Origin of the sequence: Streptomyces sp. NPDC002795, from assembly GCF_042888725.1 — a bacterium.
GTDB lineage: Bacteria > Actinomycetota > Actinomycetes > Streptomycetales > Streptomycetaceae > Streptomyces.
The window spans coordinates 46,069-58,372 of the sequence record NZ_JBIAQB010000018.1 but is presented as its reverse complement, the minus strand read 5'-3'; the positions used below and the strand labels follow the sequence as shown (position 1 = coordinate 58,372).

12 protein-coding genes, 1 tRNA gene and 1 riboswitch are annotated in these 12,304 nt (G+C 70.3%); of the genes, 5 read left to right on the top strand and 8 right to left on the bottom strand.

What is annotated here, in order from left to right; translation table 11 throughout:
- Positions 1-108: 108 nt before the first annotated feature.
- The 7 genes from ACFYWS_RS37695 to ACFYWS_RS37665 form a co-directional block, all read right to left on the bottom strand.
- Positions 109-1,161: a M23 family metallopeptidase gene (locus tag ACFYWS_RS37695; protein WP_389284019.1), complete on the bottom strand. Its 1,053-nt coding sequence runs from the start codon at positions 1,159-1,161 to the stop codon at positions 109-111.
- An 11-nt stretch (positions 1,162-1,172) separates the two neighbouring features.
- A riboswitch (cyclic di-AMP (ydaO/yuaA leader) is annotated at positions 1,173-1,308 on the bottom strand.
- A gap of 243 nt (positions 1,309-1,551) precedes the next feature.
- A complete protein-coding gene (locus ACFYWS_RS37690; protein ID WP_389284017.1) occupies positions 1,552-2,613 on the bottom strand; it encodes a PP2C family protein-serine/threonine phosphatase in 1,062 nt (353 codons plus the stop codon).
- 245 nt (positions 2,614-2,858) lie between these two features.
- Positions 2,859-2,932 (bottom strand) — tRNA-Met (locus ACFYWS_RS37685).
- A gap of 62 nt (positions 2,933-2,994) precedes the next feature.
- Positions 2,995-4,218 (bottom strand): alginate lyase family protein, encoded by a 1,224-nt coding sequence (locus ACFYWS_RS37680; RefSeq protein WP_389284016.1) that lies wholly within the window; start codon positions 4,216-4,218, stop codon positions 2,995-2,997.
- A 219-nt stretch (positions 4,219-4,437) separates the two neighbouring features.
- The gene (locus ACFYWS_RS37675) at positions 4,438-5,328 is read right to left on the bottom strand and encodes a hypothetical protein (protein ID WP_389284014.1); all 891 of its coding nucleotides are present in this window, start codon (positions 5,326-5,328) and stop codon (positions 4,438-4,440) included.
- On the bottom strand, positions 5,325-5,663 hold the full coding sequence (locus ACFYWS_RS37670; protein WP_389284012.1) for a PadR family transcriptional regulator: 339 nt from the start codon (positions 5,661-5,663) through the stop codon (positions 5,325-5,327). Before ACFYWS_RS37670 ends, ACFYWS_RS37675 begins: the two co-directional genes overlap by 4 nt.
- 53 nt (positions 5,664-5,716) lie before the next feature.
- The gene (locus ACFYWS_RS37665) at positions 5,717-6,124 is read right to left on the bottom strand and encodes an arsenate reductase ArsC (protein ID WP_389284011.1); all 408 of its coding nucleotides are present in this window, start codon (positions 6,122-6,124) and stop codon (positions 5,717-5,719) included.
- Positions 6,125-6,253: 129 nt separating this feature from the next.
- Between ACFYWS_RS37665 and ACFYWS_RS37660 the strand changes: the two genes are divergently transcribed.
- Together ACFYWS_RS37660 and arsB are read left to right on the top strand one after the other, a co-directional pair.
- Positions 6,254-6,562 carry an ArsR/SmtB family transcription factor gene (locus ACFYWS_RS37660; RefSeq protein WP_389284009.1) on the top strand — a complete coding sequence of 103 codons (309 nt, stop codon included), beginning with the start codon at positions 6,254-6,256 and terminating at the stop codon, positions 6,560-6,562.
- A complete protein-coding gene (gene arsB / locus ACFYWS_RS37655) occupies positions 6,559-7,656 on the top strand; it encodes an ACR3 family arsenite efflux transporter (RefSeq protein WP_389284007.1) in 1,098 nt (365 codons plus the stop codon). Before ACFYWS_RS37660 ends, arsB begins: the two co-directional genes overlap by 4 nt.
- 7 nt (positions 7,657-7,663) lie before the next feature.
- Here arsB and ACFYWS_RS37650 read toward each other — a convergent pair whose 3' ends face one another.
- On the bottom strand, positions 7,664-8,044 hold the full coding sequence (locus tag ACFYWS_RS37650; protein WP_389284005.1) for an ArsR/SmtB family transcription factor: 381 nt from the start codon (positions 8,042-8,044) through the stop codon (positions 7,664-7,666).
- An 83-nt stretch (positions 8,045-8,127) separates the two neighbouring features.
- On the opposite strand from ACFYWS_RS37650, the gene ACFYWS_RS37645 reads away from it, so the two are divergent.
- The 3 genes from ACFYWS_RS37645 to ACFYWS_RS37635 all read left to right on the top strand — a co-directional run bounded on the left by ACFYWS_RS37645 (position 8,128) and on the right by ACFYWS_RS37635 (position 12,304).
- Positions 8,128-9,477 (top strand): FAD-dependent oxidoreductase, encoded by a 1,350-nt coding sequence (locus ACFYWS_RS37645; RefSeq protein ID WP_389284003.1) that lies wholly within the window; start codon positions 8,128-8,130, stop codon positions 9,475-9,477.
- 151 nt (positions 9,478-9,628) lie between these two features.
- Positions 9,629-10,939, top strand: a complete 1,311-nt coding sequence (locus ACFYWS_RS37640; protein ID WP_389284002.1) for a DUF1254 domain-containing protein — start codon at positions 9,629-9,631, stop codon at positions 10,937-10,939.
- 18 nt (positions 10,940-10,957) lie between these two features.
- Positions 10,958-12,304, top strand: a complete 1,347-nt coding sequence (locus tag ACFYWS_RS37635) for a DUF1254 domain-containing protein (RefSeq protein WP_389284000.1) — start codon at positions 10,958-10,960, stop codon at positions 12,302-12,304.

Sequence of the window (12,304 nt, the reverse complement as noted above, 5' to 3'; positions counted from 1 at the left end):
GTACGGAATACGGTATTCCGCGATGGCTCCGGAAATCGCCGCAGGAACGGGCAAACCGGCAGCCCTGACGTCGGGGGGTGAGCGCCAGGACCGCCGGGGTTCAGTGACTCAGGGAGTGAGGCCCTTGTCGCGCAGCCAGCTCGACGGGTCGACCCCGGTGGACTGCCCGTCGGGGTGGACCTCCAGGTGGAGGTGCGGCCCGGTGACATTGCCCGTGGCGCCCACGCGGCCGATGACATCGCCGGTGGAGACCTTCTGGCCCGCGCTGACATTGAGCGAGGACTGGTGGCAGAACCACAGCTCGGTGCCGTCGTCGAGGGTGAGCACCGTGCGGTAGCCGTACGCGCCCGCCCAGCCGGCCTCCGTGACCGTGCCGCCGTGGATCGCGCGGATCGGCGTACCGGTGGAGGCGGCGAAGTCGAGGCCCGTGTGGTACCCGGAGGACCACATGGAGCCGGGCTGACCGAAGGTGCCGGAGAGCGTGTACGAGGCGACCGGGAGCTTGAAGCTGGCGGCCAGCTTGCGCAGGCGCTCGGCCTCGGCCTTGCGGCGGGCCTCGGCCTCGGCCTTCTTCTTCTCGGCGAGCTCCTTGGCCTTGGCCGCGTCCTGCTTGGCGGCGGCCTCGGCGGCTGCCTGCTTCGCGGCGGCCTCCTCCGCGGCCTGCTTCGCGGAGGCGTCGGCCGCGTCCTGCTGCGTCTCGGCCTGCTGCATGATGCGGGCCCGCAGCGCCTCGCCGGCGCCGGTCTGACCCTCGGCGGCCTCGGCCTGGGTGATGCCGGCGCCGCTCAGCGGGGAGGCCGTGGCGGCGGAGTCGGAATCGGCGTCCGAGCTGTCTGACATCAGCGAGCCCACGCCCGGCAGCGACTTGGCCGCGGGCAGCGAGTCCTTGACCGCCGACAGGTCGGGCATGGAGATGTGGACCGCCGGATTGCCGCCCTGTGCGGTGGCGATGCCGCCCGCGCCGACGGCGGCGACCACGCCGACGCCGAGAACTGTGGAGCTGCGCGCGAATCCACCACGGCGGCGGGCTACGCGATGCCTGCCGCGGACGGGGGAGACGGACTCCTCGGTGGGATTCCACTCCTCCCAGGTCTCCTGCTCGACACCGAAGTCACCTTCGGGACCGTAGAAGAAGTCGGGGGCAGGCCGGTTCGACGCCACGGGGGCGCTCTCCTTTCCTTCCTTCTCGCCTACCGGGTTAGCTGACGGGTTCGGAGCAGGAAGGTCTCCTACGAACACCAAAGGTGTCCGATTCACCCCAAGTTGATGGTTCCCCGGTTCCCTTGCGGGATTAAGCGTGTGCGCACGGAGCCATCTCTTGTGACGGCTGGGACGACCGCGCTGCGTTATCGAACGTTAATAGACAGCAGACAGTAATTCCAAGCGCTTCCCACTGATCGTTCACGACTCTGGCCAGGACTTATCGGGGCAAGAGGGGATGTAATCAGGCGAGTTGACCGCGTCCCGCAAACGTAGGTGCAACTGATGGTGCGTCAATTGTTATGCGGAGCGACGCCGTTCGGCTACCTCAGGTAACAATGATCAAGGAACTCAGGCCCGCCGCACGGCAAGCAGCGCCATGTCGTCCTTCGTCCCGTCGCCGGTGTGCGCGCGCACCTCCGCGGCGAGGGCCGCGAGGAGCTCCTCGGGCCCCGGGAAGACACGTCCGGAGAGCCGGGCCGCCGGATCGTAGAACCGTCCGCCCGGATCGCGCGCCTCGGAGAGCCCGTCGGTGTAGAGCAGCAGCGTGGCCGCGGACGGGAAGGCCGCCTCGGTGGCCCGGTCGGGCCAGCTGCCGAGTTCGCCCATGCCGAGCGGCAGCGCCGCCTCGCACGGGTCGAGCGCGCGTACGGTGCCGTCGCCGAGCAGCAGCAGCGGGCTGGGGTGGCCGCGGTTGAGGACACGGACGAGCTCGACGCCGTGCGGGATCTCGGCGAGCACCGCGGTGGTGAAGCCCTCGAAGTCGTCGATGCCGCTGCGCCGGGTCCCCTCGCGGGCCAGCGCCCGCTCCAGCCGTTGGGCGACCGCCTCAAGGGAACCCTCCTGCTCGGCGGCCTCCCGGAACGCGCCGATGACGACGGCGACCGCGGCGACCGCGCCCATGCCCTTGCCGCGCACGTCACCGACGATGATCCGGATGCCGTGCGGGGTGTCCTGGACCGCGTACAGATCGCCGCCGATGAACGCGCCGGCCTGCGCCGCCTCGTAGCGCGCCGCGATCACGAGGCCGCCGAGCCGCCGGGCCGGCTCGGGCAGCACCGCCAGCTGTGCGGCCTGCGCGATCTCCCGGGCGGAGGCCAGCTGCTCGTAACTCCGGTACACGATCCGGTTGAGCACACAGGCCAGGAGGCAGACGGTGGCCACGGTGACGACCTCGGTGACGAAGACGGAGTCGAGGTTCTCCGTGAAGCGCAGGTGCACGGCGGTGATCACACCGATCGACACCACGCCCGTCAGGATCGTCGCGCCGAGCGAGAAGAAGGGGGCGGCCACCAGCGGCGCCGCACTGAACAAGGGGGCGCCGGGGAAGCCGCTGGGGGTGACGTACTCGTAGACCGCGCCGCCGATGACGAGCAGCAGGGGCAGCAGCCGCAGGAAGAGGCGGGTGCTCACGGCCTCGGAGCCGTGCCGCCTCCGTCTCCCGCCGGTGCCTCCTGTTCGCTGCCCCACCACTCGTCTCCTGCCGTTCCCTGCCAGCTTCCGGCGTCTCACCAAGAGTTCCCGCACGGGGGCGCGGTGGCGAGCAGGGGTGGGCCGTACGAGTGGGGAACGTGACGTGCGGCACAGCCGTGTCGCGGCCGTTCGGCATAAAAAAACCGAGGCCGGAATCTCGATGAGATTCCGGCCTCGGTCTTCAGTAGCGGGGACAGGATTTGAACCTGCGACCTCTGGGTTATGAGCCCAGCGAGCTACCGAGCTGCTCCACCCCGCGCCGTTGTGTTCACAACTCTACGCCATCAGGGGGAGTGAACGCGAATCGCTTCGCGTGACGGCTCACGCGGCGGCGTGCGTGAGCGTCTCCCACGCCACGAACAGGTCGTCCGTCCCCTCCGGCCGCTGCTTTTGGGTGAGCTTCTCGGTCTGCGGGAGGTCCATCTTCAGCCGCCCCTGAAGGTGCTGGAGGCCCACCTCCGTGTCGGGCCCCATGTCCCGCTGCACCTTCCCGCCGCACAGCCAGGACGGGGCCTTGGTGCCCAGCTGGTACTTGGAGTGCAGTTCGAGCGCGGCGGCGAGCCGCTCCTTCACCTCGCCGTACAGGTCGACGCCCTGGTGCCAGGCGGTCTCGGCCATGTGGGAGGTGGCGGCGAGGGAGTAGCTGGCGTGCTTGAAGTTGCGGCAGGTCTCCTGCGCGAGCCCGTCCTTGAAGGTCTTCTGCCCGAACCAGTACGTCCGCAGTTCCTTCGGGGTGTCGATGTCGCTGCCCTTCGGTTTCACCGGCAGCTTCCCGTCGGACGACAGATAGAAGTACGCGGGGACGCGGGCGCGGAAGTGCCCGACGGCCTCGTCGAAGGCGCTCTGGTCGTTGAGGTGGACGGCCAGGCTCATCGCCGCGTCGGCCATCACCAGGTCCCAGTTGCCGTTGAAGTCGGCGGAGCCGCCCCGCACTTCGGGCAGATAGACCTCGCGCAGCATCCGCTGGAACTTCAGCTCCTGCCCGTCCGGCCAGTCCTTGTACGTGTACTGCATCAGCTCGGCGGCCTTCGCCCAGGACGTGCCGGCCCAGGCGGCCTGGAGCCCCGCGTTGTCCGCGGTGTGCCCGGTGACCTTGTCCGCCCAGGCGTTCATGATCTGGACGGCCTTGGCGGCGTGGGCCTTGTCGCGGGTGACGTTCCACAGCAGGGCCTGCGTATAGGCGGCGATGGCGTCCTCCCGCTCCTCGACGCAGCCCTGTCCGGCCTTGGCGTCGAAGGGGCACTCCACGGTCGCGTACGGCTTGGCCTTGTAGTCGAGGTCGGCGTACTTGCTGTCGCTCATCTCCTTGTACGCGGAGATCCACGGCTCCTGCTTACGGGCCACGTGGTCGCGGACCGCGGCCAGTTGGCCCTTGCCGACCAAGACGCCGGGGTGTGCGAAGGGGCCGCCGGAGGGCCGGTGCTCGGGGTGCGCGCCCACGTCGGAGTCGGTCCGCGTTGTCCCGCCGCACGCGCTCGCGGCCGCCACCAGCAGGGGTACGAGGCCCCCCAGAAGAACGCGTCGCGTCCGTACGCCCGCTGCCATGCAACACCTCCGGTCGGATCACTGGCAGCCTGACGCCTACAGGTGGCCTCCGCAGGATCTGTTGCGCCGGTCGGGAACGGGGGCGTGCCCCTCCTTCCCGGACGTACGCCCGGGAAGGGGCGCTCGCGGTGGACGCCGAGCGGAGCCCAGGTGATCTGCCGGTCGAGGTGACGAACGGCGCCGGCCGCACCGAGGAGATCGGCGCGGCCGCCTGTTCCTCTACGCCGCCGGGGTCACCGTGCCGGGCCGGCCTCCGCGGCGCAGTCGGAGGACCACGGCTGCGGCGGCGAGCGCTCCGAGGGCCATGAGGATCTCGTCGCCCTGCGCGTACCCGGAGAAGTACAGGGTCGCGAGGAACGGCGCTGCGGCGCCGGCGAGCCGGGCCGTGGTGCGGAGCCGGGCGAAGGACCGGCGGCCCACCAGGAACAGGGCCGCGGCGGCCGGAATTCCCAGCCGCCAGGGCAGGAGCAGACCGATTCCGAGCGGGTCGATCACGGTGACCGCGGCTACCAGGAGGACCGCCCACACCACCAGGGCGAGCACCCCTGCCGTCCGGCGCACGCGGGGCGCCGGGCGCAGATCGGGCGGACAGAGCAGGGGAAGCGCCGCGACCAGGACGGGTACGACCAGGAAGCCCACGAGGTCCCATCGCGCATGGGCCGGCATCCCTGTCATGTGGAGGAACGCGCCCGAACTGCCCACCGCCCCCACGATCGAGCACAGCAGCCCGAAGCGGTACCACCCGGCGAGCGCGACCACCGCACCGATCAAGGTCAGCAGGTAGCAGCCGTTCATGACGGTCGCGAGCGCCCCCACGCCCTCGGCGCCGATGACGTACCAATCGGCGGCGCTTTCAACGAGGTTGAACGCGGCGTACGCGCCCGTCGCGGCCAGACCGAAGGGGGCGACGGCGGCGAAGAACCGCCCGGCCGGGCGGGACGAGCCGATGCCCAGGCGCAGCCGAAGGGCGTGCGCGGCGATGTCGGCCGCTTCGCGGAGGCGGGCGCGGCGCCCGGCTCCCTCGGTCGCCTCGCCGTACGACTCGGCGATCTCGTCGCCGAAGTCGCGGCGGAAGCTCACGGGATACAGGCGCAGCAGTACCGGATTCACGCGGTGGCCTCCTTGCCCGCGACGCCCAGACGCCGGGTGGCCTCGCGCGCCGTGGCCGCGAGCCGCTCGGCTTCGACGGCGAGCGCGGCACGGCCGGGAGAGGTCAACGTGTAGCTGCGGCGCAGCCGGCTGTCGACGACCTCCTCCTTGTGCACTTCGATCAGTTCCTGCTGCAGCAGGCGCTCCAGCGCCCCGTACAGCGTGCCGGTCCGCATCTTCACGCGGCCGCCGGAGATCGCCTCCACCTCGCGCGCGATCGCGTAGCCGTGGCGTGGCTCGTCTGCGAGCGCGGTGAGGACAAGCAGGGTCGGTTCCTGCATCACACGGTCAGTCATGAAAGCAGCATACTCCGTTCACCGACATATGACGGAGTAGGTAGAGCGGTGCGTCAGGACCCCGGGGCGATCTCGGCGATCAGCCCCTCGACCCTCACCTTGATCTCGTCGCGGATGGGGCGGACGGCCTCGACGCCCTGACCGGCCGGGTCCTCCAACTGCCAGTCGAGGTAGCGCTTGCCGGGGAAGACGGGGCAGGCGTCGCCGCAGCCCATGGTGATGCAGACGTCCGACTCCTTCACCGCATCCACGGTCAGGACCTTCGGGCTCTCGGCGGAGATGTCGATGCCGACCTCGGCCATGGCCTCGACGGCGGCCGGGTTCACTTCCCTGCCAGGGCTGGAACCGGCCGAGCGGACCTCGACACGGTCGCCCGCCAGGTGGGCCAGCCAGGCGGCGGCCATCTGGGAGCGACCGGCGTTGTGGACACAGACGAAGAGCACAGAGGGCTTGTCGGTCATCAGAAGTCTCTCTTGATCTTGTGAGCGCCGCCGAAATCTCGCGAGCGCGGCCGAACGGCGAAGTCGGGGGGCCGACCAGGCATCGGCACCCGGTGCCATCAGCGGCCACTGATGTGAGAATATCAGCGCATGATGACGTCAGTCGAGACTGACCTGATCCGAGTCCTCGCCGACCCGCTCAGGCTCCAGATCGTGAACCTGCTCTCCCACGAGACGCTGTGCACCACGCACCTGGTGGAGGAGACCGGCGCCCGCCAGACGAACCTCTCCAACCACCTGAGAGTCCTGCGCGAGGCCGGGGTCGTCGAGACCGAGCCGTGCGGCCGCTACACGTACTACAAGCTGCGCCCGGACGTCATCGCCCGGCTCGCCGACCAGTTCGCCGACCTGGCCGAGTCCGCCCGCACCGCCGCCGACAACAAGAGGGCCTGTTCGTGACCCGCACCGAAGCACCCGCCACCACGACGGCCGAGGACTCCTCGATCGTCGCGAAACTCTCCACCCTCGACCGCTACCTCGCCGTCTGGATCCTGCTCGCGATGGGCATCGGCCTGGGCCTCGGCCGCCTGATCCCCGGCCTGAACGACGCGCTGTCGAAAGTCGAGATCGGCGGCATCTCCCTGCCGATCGCCATCGGCCTGCTCGTGATGATGTACCCGGTGCTCGCGAAGGTCCGCTACGACAAGCTGGACACGGTCACCGGCGACAAGAAGCTCATGGTCTCGTCGCTGGTCATCAACTGGATCGTCGGCCCGGCCGTGATGTTCGCGCTGGCCTGGATCTTCCTTCCCGACCTGCCGGAGTACCGCACAGGACTCATCATCGTCGGCCTGGCCCGCTGCATCGCCATGGTCATCATCTGGAACGACCTGGCGTGCGGCGACCGCGAGGCCGCCGCCGTCCTGGTCGCGCTCAACTCCGTCTTCCAGGTCATCGCGTTCAGCCTGCTCGGCTGGTTCTACCTCGACCTGCTGCCGCAGTGGCTCGGCCTCGGCGACGGCCAGGGCCTCGACGTCCCCGTATGGCACGTCGCCCTGAACGTCATCGTCTTCCTCGACATCCCGCTCGTCGCCGGATTCCTCACCCGCCGTATCGGCGAGAAGAAGATGGGCCGCGAGACGTACGAGTCCAACTTCCTCCCGAAGATCGGCCCTTGGGCCCTCTACGGCCTGCTCTTCACGATCGTCATCCTCTTCGCGCTCCAGGGCGACGCGATCACCTCGCAGCCGCTGGACGTCGTCCGGATCGCACTGCCGCTGCTGGTCTACTTCGCGGTGATGTTCTTCGGGAGCTTCCTGCTGGGCAAGGCGATCGGCCTGTCCTACGAGCGCACCACCACGCTCGCGTTCACGGCCGCGGGCAACAACTTCGAGCTGGCCATCGCCGTCGCCATCGCCACCTTCGGCGTCACGTCCGGACAGGCACTGGCCGGGGTCGTCGGCCCGCTGATCGAGGTGCCGGTCCTGATCGGGCTCGTCTACGTGGCGCTGGCCTGGCGCAAGAAGTTCGCGACGCCCGGGGACACGGCCTAGCCGGGGCCTAACCGCGCAGATCGAGCATGGCCGACATGGCCGCCACCACCGAGGGCGCGACGCTGTAGTACACCCAGGTGCCGCGCCGCTCGGAGGTGAGCAGCCCGGCGTCCTTCAGCTTCTTCAGGTGGTGGGAGACGGTCGGCTGCGAGACGCCGACGTCCGAGATGTCGCACACGCACGCCTCGCCGCCCGCGTACGAGGCCACCTTGGAGAACAGCCGTAGCCGCACCGGGTCCGACAGTGCCTTGAACATCGCGGCCATCTTCTCGGCGTCGGCCACGGACAGCTCGCCCGCGGTGATCGGCGGGCAGCACGGCACGACCGGCTCCGGCCCCGCACCGTCCGACTCCAGGACCGTCAGCTCCACCGTCTGAGAATTCGACATACGTCTATGTTGACGCCTGTCGATACAGGAGGCAAGCTCTTCTGTATCGACATCAATCGAATCAGCCGAGGAGAGTCGCCGCCATGACCACACCCGCCACCACCCGCACCGAGGACCTCCCCGTCGTCGTCATCGGGGCCGGCCCCATCGGTCTGGCCGCGGCTGCCCACCTCGTCGACCGGGGTATCCAGCCGCTCGTCCTCGAAGCCGGGCCGACAGCAGGCGCCACCGTGCGCGAGTGGGCCCACGTCCGCCTCTTCTCCACCTGGGGCGAGGTCGTCGACCCGGCCGCCGAGAAGCTCCTCGCGCCGACCGGCTGGACCCGCCCCGACCCGGACACCTACCCCTCCGGCGGCGACTGGGCGAACGACTACCTCCAGCCCCTCGCCGACGCCCTCGGCGACAAGATCCGCACCGGCGCCACCGTCACCGGCGTCTCCCGCTCCGGCCGCGACCGCGTGGTCGACGCCGACCGCGCGGCCCAGCCCTTCGTCGTCCACATCACCCACGCCGACGGCCGCGAGGAGCGCGTCTTCGCCCGCGCCGTCATCGACGCCTCCGGCACCTGGACCACCCCGTCCCCGGCAGGCGGCAGCGGCCTGCCCGCGCTCGGCGAGAAGGCGGCCTCCGACCACATCACGTACCGCGTCCCGGACCTCAACACCCCGTCCGTACGCGCCCGTTACGTGGGCAGGCGCACCGCGATCATCGGCTCCGGCGCCTCCGCCTTCACCGCCCTCGCCCACCTCGCCGACCTGGCCAAGTCCGAGGACGGCGCGGACACCAAGGGCGTGTGGATCCTGCGGCGCGGCATCTCCGGCTCGACCTTCGGCGGCGGCGAGGCCGACGAGCTGCCCGCCCGCGGCGCCCTCGGCCTGGCTGCGAAGGCCGCCGTCGACGAAGGGCACGCGGACGCGGTCACCGGCTTCCGCACGGAGGCCGTGGAGCGGACGGCCGAGGGGCGCCTGGTCCTGATCGCCGAGGACGGCCGCCGCCTCGACCCGGTCGACGAGATCATCGTGCTGACCGGCTTCCGCCCCGACCTGTCCTTCCTCTCCGAACTCCGCCTGAACCTCGACGAACGCCTCCAGGCCCCCGTCGAACTGGCCCCCCTGATCGACCCCAACCAGCACTCCTGCGGCACCGTCTACCCGCACGGCCACCGCGAGCTGTCCCACCCGGAACAGGGCGTCTACCTGGTCGGCATGAAGTCCTACGGCCGCGCGCCGACCTTCCTCGCGATGACCGGCTACGAGCAGGTCCGCTCGGTCGTCGCCGCACTCGCCGGAGACACGGACTCCGCCGACCGCGTCGAACTCACCCTCCCCGAAACCGGCGTCTGCGGCGGCGCGGGCCTCTTCGACACCCCCGACGCCAACCGGGCCGAGGGCGGCGGCTGCTGCGCTCCGGCTCCCGCCTCCGGGGGCTGCTGAGCGCCGACCGAAACCCACCACCCTGTGGGGCTCGAACCCACAACCACTGACATTTCCATGTCGGACGACCGGCCACCCCTTCATGGTGGAGATGCGGCATACACCCACTGGTGCGAAGTTGATTGCACCAGTCCATCGGGAAGCGGGTTGTATGCATCTGTCACCGGAAGAGGCGCGCGCGACCGCGACCGAGAGCTGGATATGGGGCTTCGCCCTGTTGGAGAACTACCGGACGCTGTATCCGCAGGCGATCGACGCCGACGACCCCCGGTACGTGGGCGGGTTCGGTCACTTCCGGCACTACTCGCGGCCCTTCACCCCGGCCAACACGGACGTAGTGACCCCGAACAACGACACCCCGTACTCGTGGGCCTGGCTGGACCTGCGGGCCGAGCCCTGGGTGGTGTCTGTACCGGCCGTGGACCGGTACTACGTGCTGCCCTTCCATGACCTGGACACGTCGTACGTGGGTTATGTCGGGGCACGTACGACGGGACAAGAAGCGGGTGACTACCTCGTCGCGGGGCCCGGCTGGAGCGGCGCGGTACCGGACGGGATCGCCGGGGTCCTGCGGGCCGACACCTTCCTGGTCGGGATCCTGGGGCGCACCTACCTGGCGGGCCCCGACGACGTCGAAGACCTGCAGGCCATCCAGGAGCGGTACGGTCTGCGACCGCTCTCCGCATTCCTCGGCCGGCCGTCGCCGCCCCCGGCGGACGAGCCGGTCTGGCCGGTGTGGCGGGAGGAGGACCTCGCCTCGGTCGAGTTCTTCACGCTGCTCGACTTCCTGCTGCGGTTCTTCCCGGTCCTGGACGGCGAGCGCGGGCTGCGGGACCGGCTCGCGGCGCTCGGGGTGTCCGGCAGCGGCGAGTTCGAGCCGTCGGCCCTGGCGCCGGAGATCCGTACGGCGGTGGAGCAGGGCATCGCGGATGCCCGCGCCCGCCTGGATGCGGCGAAGGCGGACACGGCCGACTCGACCCACTGGTTCGGCACCCGCGCCGAGCACGGCGACGACTACCTGACCCGGGCCGTGGGCGTGGACAAGGGCCTGTACGGTCTGCCGGCCGCCGAAGCCTGGTACGCGGGCTGGCTCCAGGACGACCAGGGCAACCGACCGCCGAACGCCGCCGCACACGACCACACCGTCCACTTCGCGCCCGGCGCCCTGCCGCCCGCCCGGTTCTTCTGGTCGGCCACCATGTACCGGCTGCCCGAGCGCCTGCTGGTCGACAACCCGATCGGCCGCTACTCGATCGGCGACCGCACCCCCGGCCTCGTGTACGACGACGACGGCGGCCTGACCCTGTACGTACAGAAGGACCGCCCCGCCGACCCGAAGCAGGACGCGAACTGGCTGCCCGCTCCCGACGGCCCCTTCACCATCGCCATCCGCGTCTACGGCCCGGACGCCTCGGTCCTCGACGGCACCTGGTCCATGCCCACGCTCAGCGTCCACGCCTGACCGGAGGTACCCGCCGCCATGCCCCGACCGACCGGCCTCACCGCACTGGCCACCGACGCGTACGTCTACGGCTACCCGCTCGTCTTCGACGTGTCGATGATCTCGGCCTCCCTGCACAAGGGTTTCGGCTCCTTGCAGCCCACCCCGTTCAACGAGTTCGGGCACTCGGGCCAACTCGCCACACCGGACGCCCACTTCGTGTCCGTGAACAACGACACCGTGTACTCCATCGCCCCGCTCGACCTGTCCGGCGGGCCGATCCGACTACAGGTGCCAGACACCGACGGGGCGTACTACGTCCTGCAGTTCGTCGACGCGTGGAGCAACAACTTCGCCTACGTCGGCCGGCGCGCCACCGGCACCGCCGAGAGCGCATGGCTGATCACGCCTCCCGGCTGGACGGGACAGGCGCCCGACGACGTGCGCGGCGTGATCGAGGCACCGACCACTGTGGTGTCGATCGTGGGGCGCAACGCCTGCGACGGGCCGGCCGACATGCCCCGCGTCCAGGCCCTGCAGAAGGGGTTCACGCTCGCCGCCCCGCCCACGTCCGGCACCGGGCTGCCCACCCCGGATCCGGACGTCCCACCGGCACTGCGCTTCTTCGAGCAGCTCCGCGTCTGGATGGCCGCCTTCCCGCCCTCCGCACCCGACCGGACGTACCAGGAACGCTTCGCCCCGCTGGGACTGCTGAAGGAAGGTCCGTCGCCGTACGTCGACGCCGACCCCGCCCTCGTACAGGCACTGACCGAAGGGCTCGCGGCCGGCAAGGAACAGGTGGAGGCGGCCACCAAGAAGCCCAGAGGCAGTGAACAACCGCCTGGCTCCTGGGAGTTGAACCCTCACCTCTTCGACTACAACCTCGACCACTTCGGCGTCGGCACCCTCGACTCCCCGCAGTGGAAGCTCGCCGACCGCGAGGCGTCCTATCTCCTGCGGGCTGCCGCGGCCCGCGCCGCGCTGTGGGGCAACCACGGCTACGAGGCGGTGTACGCGCACACCTTCACCGACGCCGACGGCGAGCAGCTCAACGGCGCGCACGCCTACACGCTGCGCTTCGACCAGCCGCCGCCCGTCGACTCGTTCTGGTCGATCACCATGTACGACACCCCCGACTACTTCCTGGTCGGCAACCCCCTGGACCGCTACTCGATCGGCGACCGCACCCCGGGCCTGTCGCACGCCGACGACGGCTCACTGACCCTGCGCATCCAGCACACCGAGCCCGCCGAAGGACCGGCGAACTGGCTGCCCGCGCCGGCCGGGGACTTCCGCCCGATGATCCGCCTCTACACGCCGAAACCGCAGGTCCTGGACGGGAGCTACACCCTCCCCCGTATCGCGAAGACCGGGAAGGCGGACTGA

What these genes read in the sequence shown, in the direction of transcription:
- ACFYWS_RS37665 (WP_389284011.1), bottom strand. Translation starts at nt 6,124, where the DNA reads ATGACCGACAAGCCCTCTGTGCTCTTCGTCTGTGTCCACAACGCCGGT.
- ACFYWS_RS37660 (WP_389284009.1), top strand. Translation starts at nt 6,254, where the DNA reads ATGATGACGTCAGTCGAGACTGACCTGATCCGAGTCCTCGCCGACCCG.
- ACFYWS_RS37640 (WP_389284002.1), top strand. Translation starts at nt 9,629, where the DNA reads ATGCATCTGTCACCGGAAGAGGCGCGCGCGACCGCGACCGAGAGCTGG.
- ACFYWS_RS37680 (WP_389284016.1), bottom strand. Translation starts at nt 4,218, where the DNA reads ATGGCAGCGGGCGTACGGACGCGACGCGTTCTTCTGGGGGGCCTCGTA.
- ACFYWS_RS37645 (WP_389284003.1), top strand. Translation starts at nt 8,128, where the DNA reads ATGACCACACCCGCCACCACCCGCACCGAGGACCTCCCCGTCGTCGTC.
- ACFYWS_RS37650 (WP_389284005.1), bottom strand. Translation starts at nt 8,044, where the DNA reads ATGTCGAATTCTCAGACGGTGGAGCTGACGGTCCTGGAGTCGGACGGT.
- ACFYWS_RS37635 (WP_389284000.1), top strand. Translation starts at nt 10,958, where the DNA reads ATGCCCCGACCGACCGGCCTCACCGCACTGGCCACCGACGCGTACGTC.
- ACFYWS_RS37670 (WP_389284012.1), bottom strand. Translation starts at nt 5,663, where the DNA reads ATGACTGACCGTGTGATGCAGGAACCGACCCTGCTTGTCCTCACCGCG.